This window comes from Nisaea acidiphila (assembly GCF_024662015.1).
GTDB lineage: Bacteria > Pseudomonadota > Alphaproteobacteria > Thalassobaculales > Thalassobaculaceae > Nisaea > Nisaea acidiphila.
On record NZ_CP102480.1, the window covers coordinates 2975517 to 2989406 of the forward strand.

General features: G+C 61.5%; 14 protein-coding genes. 2 read left to right on the plus strand and 12 right to left on the minus strand.

Going from position 1 to position 13890, the window contains the following annotated elements; all coding sequences use genetic code 11:
• Window positions 1–6: 6 nt before the first annotated feature.
• From NUH88_RS13765 to NUH88_RS13800, 8 genes are all read right to left on the minus strand, one after another.
• The gene (locus NUH88_RS13765) at window positions 7–1401 is read right to left on the minus strand and encodes a TRAP transporter large permease (protein WP_257766981.1); all 1395 of its coding nucleotides are present in this window, start codon (window positions 1399–1401) and stop codon (window positions 7–9) included.
• Window positions 1394–1888: a TRAP transporter small permease gene (locus NUH88_RS13770; RefSeq protein ID WP_257766982.1), complete on the minus strand. Its 495-nt coding sequence runs from the start codon at window positions 1886–1888 to the stop codon at window positions 1394–1396. Before NUH88_RS13770 ends, NUH88_RS13765 begins: the two co-directional genes overlap by 8 nt.
• 65 nt (window positions 1889–1953) lie before the next feature.
• Window positions 1954–2985, minus strand: a complete 1032-nt coding sequence (locus NUH88_RS13775) for a TRAP transporter substrate-binding protein (RefSeq protein ID WP_257766983.1) — start codon at window positions 2983–2985, stop codon at window positions 1954–1956.
• A 237-nt stretch (window positions 2986–3222) separates the two neighbouring features.
• Window positions 3223–4107: an NAD(P)-dependent oxidoreductase gene (locus NUH88_RS13780; protein WP_257766984.1), complete on the minus strand. Its 885-nt coding sequence runs from the start codon at window positions 4105–4107 to the stop codon at window positions 3223–3225.
• A 34-nt stretch (window positions 4108–4141) separates the two neighbouring features.
• Window positions 4142–5197: a 4-oxalomesaconate tautomerase gene (locus NUH88_RS13785; protein ID WP_257766985.1), complete on the minus strand. Its 1056-nt coding sequence runs from the start codon at window positions 5195–5197 to the stop codon at window positions 4142–4144.
• Window positions 5190–5861, minus strand: coding sequence for a 4-carboxy-4-hydroxy-2-oxoadipate aldolase/oxaloacetate decarboxylase (locus NUH88_RS13790; RefSeq protein WP_257766986.1), 672 nt, complete (start codon window positions 5859–5861; stop codon window positions 5190–5192). The genes NUH88_RS13785 and NUH88_RS13790 overlap by 8 nt, the downstream gene beginning before the upstream one ends.
• Window positions 5861–6823 (minus strand): catechol 2,3-dioxygenase, encoded by a 963-nt coding sequence (locus NUH88_RS13795; RefSeq protein WP_257766987.1) that lies wholly within the window; start codon window positions 6821–6823, stop codon window positions 5861–5863. Before NUH88_RS13795 ends, NUH88_RS13790 begins: the two co-directional genes overlap by 1 nt.
• Window positions 6824–6826: 3 nt before the next feature.
• Window positions 6827–7561: a PIG-L deacetylase family protein gene (locus NUH88_RS13800; RefSeq protein ID WP_257766988.1), complete on the minus strand. Its 735-nt coding sequence runs from the start codon at window positions 7559–7561 to the stop codon at window positions 6827–6829.
• A gap of 128 nt (window positions 7562–7689) precedes the next feature.
• Between NUH88_RS13800 and NUH88_RS13805 the strand changes: the two genes are divergently transcribed.
• Entirely contained in the window at window positions 7690–8916 is a 1227-nt protein-coding gene (locus NUH88_RS13805) for a LysR family transcriptional regulator (RefSeq protein WP_257766989.1), read from the plus strand.
• A 13-nt stretch (window positions 8917–8929) separates the two neighbouring features.
• Here the strand turns inward: NUH88_RS13805 and NUH88_RS13810 are convergent, their stop codons facing one another.
• The 3 genes from NUH88_RS13810 to NUH88_RS13820 all read right to left on the minus strand — a co-directional run bounded on the left by NUH88_RS13810 (window position 8930) and on the right by NUH88_RS13820 (window position 12003).
• Complete coding sequence (locus NUH88_RS13810; RefSeq protein WP_257766990.1) at window positions 8930–9817, minus strand: dienelactone hydrolase family protein; 888 nt, start codon at window positions 9815–9817, stop codon at window positions 8930–8932.
• Between the two features lie 116 nt (window positions 9818–9933).
• Entirely contained in the window at window positions 9934–11205 is a 1272-nt protein-coding gene (locus NUH88_RS13815) for a three-Cys-motif partner protein TcmP (protein ID WP_257766991.1), read from the minus strand.
• Window positions 11206–11241: 36 nt separating this feature from the next.
• A complete protein-coding gene (locus NUH88_RS13820; protein ID WP_257766992.1) occupies window positions 11242–12003 on the minus strand; it encodes a DUF5131 family protein in 762 nt (253 codons plus the stop codon).
• Between the two features lie 141 nt (window positions 12004–12144).
• Between NUH88_RS13820 and NUH88_RS13825 the strand changes: the two genes are divergently transcribed.
• Window positions 12145–12582, plus strand: a complete 438-nt coding sequence (locus tag NUH88_RS13825) for a type II 3-dehydroquinate dehydratase (protein WP_257766993.1) — start codon at window positions 12145–12147, stop codon at window positions 12580–12582.
• A gap of 58 nt (window positions 12583–12640) precedes the next feature.
• Here the strand turns inward: NUH88_RS13825 and NUH88_RS13830 are convergent, their stop codons facing one another.
• Window positions 12641–13798 (minus strand): transporter, encoded by a 1158-nt coding sequence (locus tag NUH88_RS13830; RefSeq protein WP_257766994.1) that lies wholly within the window; start codon window positions 13796–13798, stop codon window positions 12641–12643.
• Window positions 13799–13890: the final 92 nt, after the last annotated feature.

Genomic DNA, 13890 nt, shown 5'->3' on the forward strand with positions numbered 1-13890 from the left:
GCTGCGTCAGCCTGCCAGCAGATGTGGCAGAAAGAGGCAGAGACCGGGCAGCAGCAGAAGCAGCGCGATGCGGATGATCTCGATGCCGAAGAACGGCATTACGCCCGCGAAGACCTCGCCCATCCGTATCCCGCGCGACATGGCGGAAATGATGAAGACGTTCAGTCCCACCGGTGGCGTGATCAGTCCAAGTTCGACGACGACAAGTGCGACGATGCCGAACCAGATCTTCAGGTCCTCAAGACCGAGGCCGTAGGCGGCGGTGGCCGCCGTTGCGTAGTCGCCGCCATTGATTTCCACCAGTGCCGGCCAGAAGAACGGCACCACGACGAGGATCATCGCGAGCGAGTCCATGAAGCAGCCGAGCACGATCAGCATCAGCAGCAGAAGGATGAGCAGTATCCACGGATCGACGCCGCTCTCCGAGGCCCAGGTCGCCATCGCGGCTGGCAGCCCGGCGCGGGCAAAGAAGCCTTTCAGGACTTCGGCGCCGAAGAGAATGAAATAGATCATGCCGCTGGTCACCGCCGTGTCGAGCACGGAGGATTTGATGCCGGAGGCTGAGAGTCCGGCTTCCGGGTTCAGAAAGCGCAGGAACAGACCGTAGAGCAGGATCGCGGTGGCGCCGATCGCGGCGGCCGGGGTCGGTGTGAAGAGACCGACGCCGAGACCGAGAATGATGGCGCCGAAAATGACCACGACCGGGATCAGACGTAGATACGCCTGACGTTTTTCCGAAGCGGTCATGACGGCCGTTTCCGGCGCGAGTTCGGGCTTCAGGCGAACCAGCAGCGCGATCACGGCGATGAAGAAGGCGACCGCCAGAAGCCCCGGGATGATTGCCGCCTGGAACATCTGGATGATCGAAGCCTCGACGATGATCGCGTAGATCACCAGAGCGACCGACGGTGGGATCAGAATGCCGAGCGTGCCGCCCGCCGCCAGTGTCCCGGTGGCGAGTTTCGGCGCGTAGCGCAGCCGGTCGAGTTCGGGCAGGGCGACCTTGCCCATGGTCGAGGCGGTGGCGAGCGAAGAGCCGCAGACCGCGCCGAAACCGGCGCAGGCACCGATCGCGGCCATCGCCACGCCGCCGCGAAAATGACCGACAAGCGCGTTGAATCCCTGGAACAGATCCCGGCTGAGCCGCGAATGGCTGGCGAGGAAGCCCATCAGGATAAAGAGCGGAACGACCGACAGGCTGTAATTGGCGACCGTGCCCCAAAGCAGGGTTTTGAACTGCGCGAGGTAAGGCTCGAAGCGCAGATAGGGTGCGATGATCGAAAGCGCGAAATTGCCGCCGACCCCGACCATGATCATGGCGAGGCCGACCGGAACCCGGAGGATCAGGAGCACGAAAAGGATGGCGAACCCGATGAGGCCGATCGTCTCGCGATCAAACATGATGATCTCCCCTCACGGCCTGGCCGGCGGCGACGGCCGCCCACAGAAAAAGGGAGAGGATGCCCGGTACGTAGAACGGCCATTCGGCCCAGCCGAGGACCGGCGAGAGCGCCGAGTCCTCATAAGTTTCGATCATTCCGAGGACCATCCAGTAAAGCAGGAAAACGGCCAGCGACAGGATCGTGAGCAACCAGACGCGGTCGAGCAGCCGGACAAGCCAGAGCGGAAAGGACGAGGCGAAGAGGTCGACAACCACATGGCCCCGTTTCACCTGGCAATAGGGGAAGAACATCAAGGCGGTGCAGGATATCGCGAGCCGGACGAAATCCTCATAGCCCGGAAGGGCCGACACATTGGCGCCGAAAAGGCGGGCGACCCGGTCCATCCCGAAGGCCGCGATATTGACCGAGGTGACGATCATGATCGCGAGCAGAAGGATGCCGCCGAGAAGGGCCCATTGCGAGGCGAGCCGTTCGACCAGTTTCACCGCTGATCCCTCCCAGAATGCGGCGGGACGCCGAAGCGTCCCGCCTTATCGGTATGTTTTGTCGCTTATTTGGTATGCTTGGCAACCGCGGCTTTCGCGGCTGTCACGAGCGCCTTGGCATCGATACCGGCCGCGGTGGCTTCCTCGACCCACTTCGCGGTGACCTGGTCGGTCAGCGCGGAGAAGCCGTCGGTTGCCGCCTGGTCCAGCATCTTGACCGGTGACCCGGTTTTTTCCTGCAATTTCTGGCCCGGCGTTTCAATGGCGTCCCAGAGCTTGCCGGCTTCGCCGGCGATCGCGGTACCGGAATTGGCGTCGATGATCGCCTTCAGGTCGGCCGGAAGGCTCTCGTAACGGTCCTTGTTCATCGCGAAAAGGAACACGGACGTGCCGAAACGGCTGCCGTTGGCACCGACGATCGAGCATTTGGTCAGCTCATGCACCTTGAAGGGCGGCACGATCTCGAACGGGATCAGGGCACCGTCGACGACACCTTTGGAGAGCGCCTGCGGCAGCGCCGGAACCGGCATGCCGACGGGCTCGGCGCCCCAGCTGGAAATCATCCAGCCGCCGGTCCGCGACGGAGTCCGGAGCTTCATGCCCTTCAGGCCCGCGACGCCATCGACGCAACCATTTACCAGATGAATAGCCTGGCCGGCATGGACGTGAACGAGGAGCGGCTTGATGTCCTTGAAGTCCTCTGCGATTAGGGCGAATTCGTCCTGGATCGCAAGGCTGGTCGCCTCGGCGGACCCCTGGTGCACGCCCGGAAGCTCGAACACTTCGGTCCGCGGGAACACGCCCGGGGTATAGCCGGTCAGGGTCCAGACGATGTCGGCCGCACCATCACGCAGCTGGCGATACAGCTCCGGCGGCTTGCCGCCGAGGGTCATGGACGGGAAGATCTCGATCTTGATCCGGCCACCGGATTCGGCCTCGATCTTCTTGGCCCAGGGCTCGAGGAATTTGGCGTGCGGCGGCGCTTTCGGGCTGAGGAAATGCGCCATCGTCAGGGTCACATCGGCAGCCTGTGCGACCGTCGAGATTGAGAGCATTGCGCCCGCCATTATGACGGATTTCACGATATTGAGTTTCATTGTCACCTCCCTACTGGCTAGGCGATATGGCCCGCTTCAATTGAGCCAAGTCAAGTAAACCGACCGGTCCAAGACGAAGTTTTTATAATTCTTCTAAATTTCGGCCAAACTGTTTCACTATTCGGCCATCCCGCACGGGTATGCAGGCGCATGATCTGAATATCAGCCACCCACGCGGGGCTGAAATCGATTTGCCGACGGTCCTATTGAAAAATTGAATATGCCTGCAAGGCGCATTCAATTTCCGGCCATCATGCGCTGCGTGATCTTCGCCGCGATCTCCCGGTAATCGAGCTCCTCGCTGACCTCGGCCCCGAGGCCGAGCCCGCCCATCCGGTCCTGCCATTCCACCGTGGCGCTCGCCATGTCCGGTGCGAAACCGAGGTCGGACACCGTCTTCACGACCTCGCGCATCTCGGCGGCGCGGCGGATGCCGTGCTGGAGCGAGCGCTCGAAATTGTAGGAGGAACGGGCCTTCCAGTCGATTTCGGGATTGCTTGCCTGCAGCGAGGCGAGCACCTCTTCGTCCACCCCTGCGCGAACGGCGGCAAGCACGCATTCGGCCGTCAGCGCCTCCATGCCCTTCATCATGATGGAACGGATCATCTTGATCGAGGAGGCCGATCCGACCGGTCCTTCGACGACGCGCGGCGACATGGGAAGGGCTTCCAGCAACGGCTTTACGGTCTCGGCATGCGGACCAGCGAGCAGCAACGGCACCATGTTGCGTTTCGGATAGACCGGCGCCATGACCGCGACATCGACATAGCGCGCGCCCGCCGCCTCGACGGTCTCGGCGGCGCTCTTCTTCGTCGACGGGGCACAGGAATTGAGGTCGAGCCAGAGCGCGCCTGGTTTCATATGCGGCGCACAGTTTCCGGCTGCGATCGCCGCCTGGTCCGCGGTGACGGTGCAGAAAACCAGATCCGCGTTCTGCACGGCTTCGGCCGCGCTCATGCGTCCGGCGACGCCGAACTCCTGGTAGCGCGACAGCATGGCGGGCCGCTGCGCCTCATAGTCGGTCTTGATGTCGAAGACGCGGATATCCGGTACGTCTTTCCAGCCGCTCACGACCGCGCTGCCGGCTTCGCCGAAGCCGATGAAGGCAATTCTCTGGTCCATGGTTTCCGTCCCTCGGGATTTTGCCTGCATTCTGTCAGCCGAAGACCGTTCCGTCGAACAGCTTGCGGGCGGTCCGAAGAATGGCGGCACTCTCGACGGCGCCTGCGCCGTCCAGTTCCGCGATGATCGTGGTCTCGCCGATCGGATGCTCGATCGGCAGCGTCTTGTGGGCTCCGTCCGGGATCACCGCCAGCTCTGACCCGACTGCGCCTTCGATCAGGCAGGCGGTGGCGACCGTCACCGCGCCGAGCACGCCGATGGAGGCGTGGCAGCGGTGCGGAATGAAGGTCCGGGTCGAGATCGCGCCGCCGTTCCGGGGCGCCGAGAGCATGGTCATCTTCGGCACGGACTTCTCCGCCACGTCGCCGAGATTCATCAGCGGACCTGCTTTGAGGCGTATGGCTTCGAGCCGCGCCCGCAGCGTCTCGTTCGCCTCCAGCTCCTCGCGGGTCTCCGTGCCGGCAATGCCGAGATCGGCGGCGCGCAGGATGACACAGGGCATGCCGTTGTCGATCAGAGTCGCCTCGACGCCCTCGACCTGGTCGACCACGTTACCGCTCGGGAGCAGCGCGCCGCAGGTGCTTCCCGCGGTATCGCGGAAGGCGATCGGGACCGGAGCGGAGGTGCCCGGCACGCCGTCGATGCGCGCCTCGCCATCGTAGCTTACCTTGCCGCCGGGCGTGCGGACCGTTGCCGTCGCAATCTGATCGGTGTTTTCCATGAAGATCGAGACCTCGGTCTCGCCGTCCTGCGCTTCTACCAGGCCGCGCTCGATGGCGAAGGGGCCGACCCCGGCGAGGATGTTGCCGCAATTCTGCGCATCGGTGACGATGGCCTGATCGACGAAGACCTGGAGGAAGAGATAATCGACGTCGATGCCGTGGCGCTCCGACCGTTTTACGACCGCGATCTTCGATGTCAGCGGATCGGCGCCGCCGAGCCCATCGATCTGGCGCGGGTCGGGCGAGCCCATGACGCGGAGCAGGAAGGCGTCCCGCTCCGCGATGTCTGCCGGCAGGTCGGAGGCGAGGAAATAGCCGCCTTTCGAAGTCCCGCCGCGCATCCACATGGCGGGCACGCCGTCAGACATATTTAAGGCCCTTTTCAGCCAGCTTGCCGCGCATGTCGTACATGTCGAGGCCGAGCACGCCGCTTGCCAGCTTGGCCCGCTTCTCGCCCTCGTTGTCGATCCGGGCGCGGGTCTTCTCCAGCACCTCGGCGGCCTCTTCGCGGCGCACCACGCAGACCCCGTCATCGTCGGCGACGATGATGTCGCCCGGGTCGACGGCGGCACCGGCGCAGACCACGGGCACGTTCACCGAGCCGAGAGTCTCCTTCACCGTGCCCTGGGCGCAGATCGCCTTGGACCAGACGGGGAAACCCATCTCGGTCAGGTCCTTCACGTCTCGGCAGCCCGCGTCCAGAACCATGCCGACGCAGCCGCGCGCCTTGGCGGAGGTTGCCAGCAGGTCGCCGAAATAGCCGGCGTCGGACGGCGAGGTGGTCGCCATGACCATGATGTCGCCCGCCTTCAGCTGCTCGATCGCGACATGGATCATCCAGTTGTCGCAGGGCGGGGCGAGGATGGTGACGGCCGAGCCGGCGATGGCGGCACCGGAATAGATCGGCCGCATGTAGGAGGCGAGCAGTCCCTTGCGGCCCTGCGCCTCGTGCACCGCCGCGACGCCGCATTCGCCGAGCGCTTTGATGATTGCGGGATCGGCCCGCTCGATATTCTGGACGACGACGGACATCAGTGTGCTCCTCCCTCGACGGGCGGCGTTCCGTGGGTGTGGAACGACTCGATGGTCTTGAGGCCCCAGGCCTGGCCCTTCTTGCGGTCGGTCTCTGTCCAGGTGACGGTCTCCCAGTCCGGCGCGAGGATCAGGCGGGCGCCGGCATTGGCGACCTCGACCCGGTTGCCGGCGGGCTCCCAGACATAGAGGAAGAAGGTGCCCTGGACGGCGTGCTTGTGCGGTCCGGTCTCGATGAACACCCCGTTCTCGAGGAAGATGTCCGCCGCCCGCAGAATCTCCTCGCGCTGGTCGACCGCGTAGGTGACGTGGTGGAAGCGGCCCTTCACCCCGGTCATGTCCTTGGTATAGGCGATGTCGTATGTCTTGTTGTTCACCGTGAACCAGCAGCCCGCCAGTGTTCCGCTGTCGAGCACGATCTGCTCGGTCACGCGGGAGCCGAGGGCTTGTCGCATGAAGTCGCGGATCGCCTCGACGTCGGTGGCGAGCAGGTTCAGATGGTCCAGCCGCCGCACGCCGACGCCGCGTCCGTGGAAGCGCTGGGCGATGTTCTTCAGCGCAGGTTTTTCCTCCGGCGGAGCGATGTATTTGTTCGTGTCGTAATAGAGTTCGAAGACATGCCCGTCCGGATCTGTGAAGCGGTAGGCGCGGCCGTGGCCCATATCGCCGTCGACCCAGCCGATGCCGCAGCCCATCTCCTCGATCACCTTGACCCGGCGCTCCAGCGCCTCGGGCGAGCTGGCGCGGTAGGCGACATGACCGACGCCGGTGGTGTCGGAACGGGTCAGTTTCAGGCTGTGATATTCGTAATCGTCGAAGGCCCGGAGATAGGCGGAGGTCTCGTCCCGTCCGCTTTCGGTCAGGCCGTAGACATTCACGAAGAAATTCAGGCTCTCCTCGAACTTGTCGGTCAACAGTTCGACATGGGCGAGATGGGCGACGTCAAAGCAGGGTTCGGTCATGGCTCAAAGCTCGTCGACGGTGCGCGGGAAGACGGACTGGAAACCCTCGGCGTAACGCGCGTTCCGCCCGCCGGACTGGCCGCCCGAATTGCGCCGGAAATGGTTGCCGCGGTTCTCCGCTACGTTGGTGTAATAGGCCCAGAGATGCTCCTGGCCTTCCATGCACTCGATGGCGGCGCGCTTCTTGTCCCAGACGTCGGTGATGTCGAGGAAGGTATCCGGCTTCCAGCCCATCTGCTCGGTCTGGTGCGGCTCGAAGAGGTAGAGCTGCGGCGCGCCCAGAACTTTTTCGCCCGGATTGTGTCCCCAGGCCTGCGCGATCATCCGTGCCTCGAGCGCGATCGAGGTCGTGTACATGTGGTCGGTGTTGTAGGGATCGTAGTTCGAGTGGGACATCATGAAGCGCGGCTGTACTTCGCGGATGATGTCGACCAGCTTGTACTTGTCCTCGCGCTCCAGGATCAGCGGATAGTCCCCCAGATCCATGAAACGGATATCGGAGACTCCGAGCGCGGCGGCGGCATTCTCCGCCTCGGTACGGCGCGCGGCCTTCACCCTGTCGAGCGTCATGCCGCTTTCCTTCCAGAGCTTGGCGGACTCGCCGCGCTCGCCGTAGGAAAGACAGACCACGGTCACGTCATAGCCGAGGCTCTGGTGTTTCGCGATGGCTCCTCCGGCGCGCCAGACGAAGTCGGCGGCGTGCGCGCTGATCACCAGCGCTGTTTTTTTCTCGGACATTTTCGCCTCTGGGTTCGGTGTCTGCCGCGACTATGCGCCGCGATGCGGAAAGGAACCAATTTCAAAGGTCGATATTCCTTATAAGAAAATTGCATAATGCTGTTTCCAACCCTCGGGGAAGGCCCGCCATGGAGCCGGATCGTCTCAATCTTCGTCACTTGCGCGCTTTTTGCGAGGCGGCTGCGCTGGGCAGCATCAGCCGGGCGGCGGAAGAGGTGCATCTCTCGCAGCCGGCCGTCACACAGGCGATCGCCAAGCTCGAGACGCTGCTCGACACGGTGTTGTTCGACCGTACGGCCGACGGCCTGCATCTGACGGAAACCGGGAAACTGTTTCTGCTGCGTGCCAAGCGGGCGCTCGGTCACATCGCGGACGGGGCACGGCCGACCGCTCGGCGTGGCGCCGGACCGGCGGCGAATTTCGAGCGGCGCGTCACCGCGGCCCAGCTGCGCGCGCTTCTCGCGGTCTCCAAGACCGGTAATTTCTCCATCGCGGCGCGCTCCCTCGGCATGTCCCAATCGGCGCTCTACCGGACCGCGCGGAGCCTGGAGAAGGATGCCGGCGTGCCGCTTTTCGAGGTGGTCTCCCAGGGCGTGGTGCTGACCCGGGCGGCGGACCGGCTTGCCCGCCATGCGGGACTTGCCTTCGGAGAGCTGGCGCAGGGGCTCGAGGATGTCGCCGCCTATAACGGGAGGGACACGGCGCGGATCACGCTCGGCACGCTGCCGCTCGCCCGGACCTATGTCCTGCCGCGTGCCATCACCGCCTTTCTGGAGGAGCGGCCCGACGCCTATATCAGCGTTGTCGACGGTCCTTACGAGTCATTGCTGCAAGCGCTCCGGCACGGCGAGATCGATATGCTGATCGGCGCCTTGCGGGAGCCGGACGTGATCGCCGATGTCGAGCAGCGTGCCCTGTTCGAGGACAGGCTGGAACTGGTTGCCCGCCCGGACCATCCTCTCGCCGGACGCTGGGATCTCACCCTTGAGGCCCTGTCCGACTATACATGGATCGTGCCGCGGCCGGGTGCGCCGACGCGGGACAAGTTCGACGAGATGTTCGACGGCCGGGGCGATCTCCGGCCGACCCATATCGTCGAGGCGAGTTCCCTGATCCTGATCCGCGGCGTGCTGACGGAAAGCGATGCCGTCGCTCTCATCTCGGCGCATCAGGTGCGGCACGAGGTCTCCCTCGACATCCTTACCCGGCTGAATTTCCGCGTGCCGTCCGCGCCGCGCCGGATCGGCCTGTCGCTGCGCCGCGGGTGGCGCCCGACGGCCTCGCAAAAGCGCATGATCGAGCTTCTGGTCGAGGCCGGTACCGAGGTCGCGGTACGCTATCCGGGAGCGCATTGACGCCGGTCGTGGATTACCCCGCGAGATGTTCTCTGAAATGCGCCACCGTGCGCTCCCAGGCGATTTTCGCCTGCGTCTCGTCGTAGCGCGGCGTCGAGTTGTTATGAAAGCCGTGCTTGGTGCCGGGATAGACGAACATCCGGTAATCGACACCGTTCGCCTTCAGCGCGGCTTCGTATTCATCCTTGCCGGCATTGATGCGCGGGTCCTCCTCGGCATACTGGACCATCATCGCCGCCTTGATGTTGGGGACATCCGCCGCCTCCGGTGAGCGCCCGTAGAACGGCACCCCGGCGGCGAGATCCGCCCCCATCTCGGTCGCGAGCCAGTTCGTCACGCCGCCGCCGAAACAGAACCCGGTGGCGCCCAGCTTCCCATTCGAAAGCGGATGGTCCTTCAGGAACTTCGCGCCGTTCAGCAGATCGACCATCAGCTTGTCCCGGTCGAGACTGCGCTGCATGACCTTGCCGTCATCGTCGTTGCCCGGATAGCCGCCGAGCGGCCAGAGCCCGTCCGGCGCGAAGGCGAGGAAGCCCTCGACGGCCGCGCGCCGCGCCACGTCCTCGATATGCGGGTTCAGCCCGCGGTTTTCATGGATCACCAGCACGGCAGGGAACGGCCCCGAGCCGGCCGGCTGGACAAGGTAGCCGCGCATCTCCTCCTCGCCGTTGCCGCCCGGAGAGTCGTAAAGCTCGTAGGTCGCCTTGATGCGCGGGTCGGTGAAGGAGACGGTCTGGGCCGCCGCATAGTCCGGCAGCAGGGCCTGCGCCATCGCAAGGCCGGAGCCCCCGACCACAGCCATGGCCGCCGCCCGCCTCAGGAACTCGCGCCGCTCCATCCCGGAATGGCAATACTCGTCGTAAAGCGCGTAGATCTTCGGATCGATTTTCTGCTCGTCCATTTCCCTGCCTCCCTCCGGCCGGTTGTGCTTGTTGGAGGGAAATAGCGTGCGGCGGCACACTGGAAAGGGTGGGCTCTTGCACCCATCTGGCTGCTGGAGACGTCCATGCCAATTCTTTAATTTTCTGTTTTTATTTGAAATCCTGGAAATATTAATTGGCGGGAAAGTTGAATTCTATCCGTTGGTTTTAATTTGGCAGCATTCCTTTTTAGTTTTCCTGATGGCGTTATGATCTCAATCGCGTTCTCGCGGTGGAGAAACATCAGGGATTCGGCAATTTGATCGAGGCGAGCTGCGGTGTCGTTCGCGATAAGAGTCTGAAAAGTCTCAAATGTTATGGGTCCGTGGCTGTCCTGTGACTCCACTTTTTCAGGTATTTCATTTATCAGAGCTGTCTCCATGCTCATTTCTGCATTGTGATCAAATTCGAAATCAAAAGGCAGGCTGTCTTCCCAGTGCGGGTCAAAACCGAGCATTCGCAGCCCTGCTTTGCCTTGATGGAGAGAGGCGTTCTGCAGAGCCCAATGGCTTGAAGTCATGACATTTCTAGCTGTTGGGTGTTTTGAAAGATGAATAAGCCAGAGATCTCTGCCTGCCTGCGCAGATCGAATGAAGAATGGTGTGAAAAATGGTGCGCGTGTAACTGCTCGAATATGCTGTATCATTAATCTCTGTACTAAGTACCTATGTTCGCGAATGCCTTTTGTTTTTAAGAATTTTATTATTTGAAATTCTGTGAGTTCAATCGGTGCAACGGCCTTTAGGAAGGATGCGTTATTCGACATGTAGTCGATCAACCAGTCTATGGCGAAAGTAAGAATGATCTCTGAGCGCGGTAATTGATCTAGTATTTTTCTGCAAATAGTGAGCGGTACGTCCTTGTATCCGTATTGGTCTAGTAGAAAGATAGTTCTTCCGGCTCTAGATCGACTTGATATATCTGATAATATTTGTTCGTAGTGCTGGGAAAAATCGCCATTTATCAAATGAATTTTTTTGTTTAATTGATGTATTTGATCAGAGTTGTTGATCTCATTTTTGAGATAGGCGATTGCGTTTTCCGATTTGTCGATGAAATAAAAATTTGCGTCGATATGAAGCTTTTTTATACGGTTGCGGTTTATTTCCTTTTCAGCCGCAGAGATAGAACCAAGCATAATCATCGGAGTGCCTGGCACCTGAGATCCGTCAGGTGATTGGAAGGCTCCTCCGCCACAAAATCCGTCGACCAAGGAGATTTGGAGCCGTTCGGTGCGGGGATCTCTGACCACCGCTCTAAAATATTCAGCTAGATAATGACTTAGAAGATTTAGCTTGGCCGCACTATGTGACTGTAGAGGTGGTGGCTTGTTGCCGACGACCCACTCAAAGTTGTCAATCTCTTTCATTCTTCTGCCATAGCGAATATGACAGCTCAGATCAAGTCAGGATCGTGCGAACATTTCGGACATGGGTTTTTTCATTCGGTGAACCGGAAAGCCGTCCCAGATCTCTCCATCAAGGGTTCTGCCGCCAGATTTAGGGCGTGGACCGCCCCACTGCTTGAAGAAGAAGGAGACGTCTTGCCTTAAGCATTGATCTCGCAGTTCTCTAGCCCATTTCGGATCCATCGGGCGTGCTTTGGGGCCGCTTTCACCTCCTACAATTGCCCAAGCAATCCCGCCTAAATTGACTTTGCCGATAGGCCCAAGCAATGGTTCGAAAGATACGAAACGAATAGATGCGTTTGCTTGTTTCAAATGCTCGATGCGACTTGAGTGTTCTCGATCTTCAACAGATACCCCAAGCCATATGTGATCCGGTGCGACTGATTCTTGATATCTCTGATTTATGTATTTCCGAAGTAGTGAGCTGCGTTTTGTAAGAACTTGGAATACGTGCTGATCGGCAGATTCCATAGTCTCAAATACGGAGTTGATATATGAAACCGGTACATCTTTATGAAATAGATCGCTCATTGAATTCACAAAAATGAGCCTTGGCTTCTTCCAGCGCAGGGGCTGCTCTAACCTATCTGGCCATAAGCGCAGATCGAAGCCCTGTTCATATGGATGCCCGTCAATTCCGCGCCATCGCTCAGCGAACCGTGACGCATAACAATTGTCGCAACCCGGACCGATTTTCGTGCAACCGGTTACCGGATTCCAAGTGGCGTCTGTCCATTCAATCTCTGATGCTTGAGCCATAGAATCACCTTGAGTGTGTTCTAGTTTTGTTCGTGTTGTGCGTCAATATGATTTCTGTGTCTCTATCAACAATTGCACTGATCCCAAATGCAATTAGTGTCGAGCTCCGGCGATAAAGCTCTGTACCCGCGAGGAAACAGCATGGCCCATACAATCCACATCCTGAACGGCCCGAACCTGAACAAGCTCGGGAAGCGGGAGCCGGCGATCTACGGCTCGATCACGCTGGAGACCATCGAGGGCTGGTGCCGGGAGGCCGCGAAGGGGCCGCTGGAGTTCAAGCAGAGCAATCACGAGGGCACGCTGGTCGACATGATCCAACAGGCCGAGGACGAGGCGGACGGGCTGATCATCAATCCGGCGGGCCTCAGCTTCCAGTCGGTGCCGTTGTTCGATGCGCTGAAGATCTTCGCGGGGCCGAAGATCGAGCTGCATATCTCCAACATCCATGCCCGCGACGAGTTGCACCGGCACTCGATCATGTCCTCGGCGGTGACCGGCGTGATCTGCGGCCTCGGCGCGCGCGGCTACGTGACGGCGCTCGCGGCGATGTACGATTTGCTGGAAGCGAAGGACTAGATAGCGGCGGACCGCCCCTCCCGTTGTTCCTGAAGGGGCGGCGTTCGAGGCCAGAGGCCTAGAACATGTAGGTCACGCCGAGACGGGCGCTCCAGCTCGCGCCGAGGCGGGTGCCGTTGACCCGCTCATAGAGCGGCAGGCCGGCTTCCGCGCCGACGCGCAGGCCGTTGCCCGGAGTGATGTTGAAGCCGAGCAGGCCGCCGATCCGCTCGCTGCCGTAATTGTCCGGATTGGCGCCGATGGCAGCCCCGCTGATGTTCGGGTCCTGGCCGTGCACCACGTCCTCGGTGCGGGCAACGAGCCGACCGGTCGCCTGGAACCAGTCGGTGACGCGGTAGCCGAGCCAGCCGGTCACGTGGTGGATGTTGCCGAGCCGGTAATCCTCCGAGTTCTCCGACTGCATCCGCAGCACCGCCTTGTACTGGGCGCCCCAGGAGAGTTTGCCGGACGCGCCGGTATAGGTGAGGCCCGGCAGGAAATCGACGGTGCCGGAACCGAGTTGCATGCCGTAAGGCAGCCGGCGGGTCATATACATGCCGTTCGCCATCAGCATGCGGCCGGTCTCCTCGATGCTCCCCGTCGGCAGGCTGACGGCACCGACGGCGATGATCCGATGACCTCCGCTGCGATAGAGTGTGTAGGTCCCGCCGACTTTCACGTCGCCGAGGCCGGAGCTGTCGGCGCTGTTCTCGCCGAGCCGTGTGCTGCCGGACATGCCGGAGAAGGTGACCATGGTCATCTCCTTCTCGACATAGGGCACCATCGCCATCACACCGAAATCGTCGGTGACGCCGTACATTGCGCTCACCATGGCCATCCGCGTGGTCATCTCGGTGGGCACCATGCGGACGGTTGCGGGCGGGGCGAAGGGATTGGCGACGGAGGTCGCGGCTTCCTCCGGCGAGATCCCGTCGCTGCCCCGGAGCAGCTCGTCCATCTTCATTTCCATTACCCGGGCGCCGAGCATGAAGCGGCCTTTCATCGGCGAGCGGGCGCCCATGACGCCGATCGGGAGCGGATGCCCGTGGCTGTCCATGGCCATGCCGTGACCGTGGTTCATCGTGCCGTCGCCGGAGGCTTCGTGCATGTGTCCGGTCGTCTGGTGATTGTGCGTGCCGTGGCCGCTCTGCTGAGCGCCGGCCAGATGGACGGAGCCTGCGATCACGGCCGCAGCGGCGCCTGCCCGCAGGAGAGAGAGTCTGAGAATCTTTGCCATGGTTTCCTCTCATGGTCGGATTGGTCGAACGGACAGACTTCGGCGCCCGGCGCTGCTGCGCGGGCGGTCCGGGACTGTCGCGGGATGTCTGA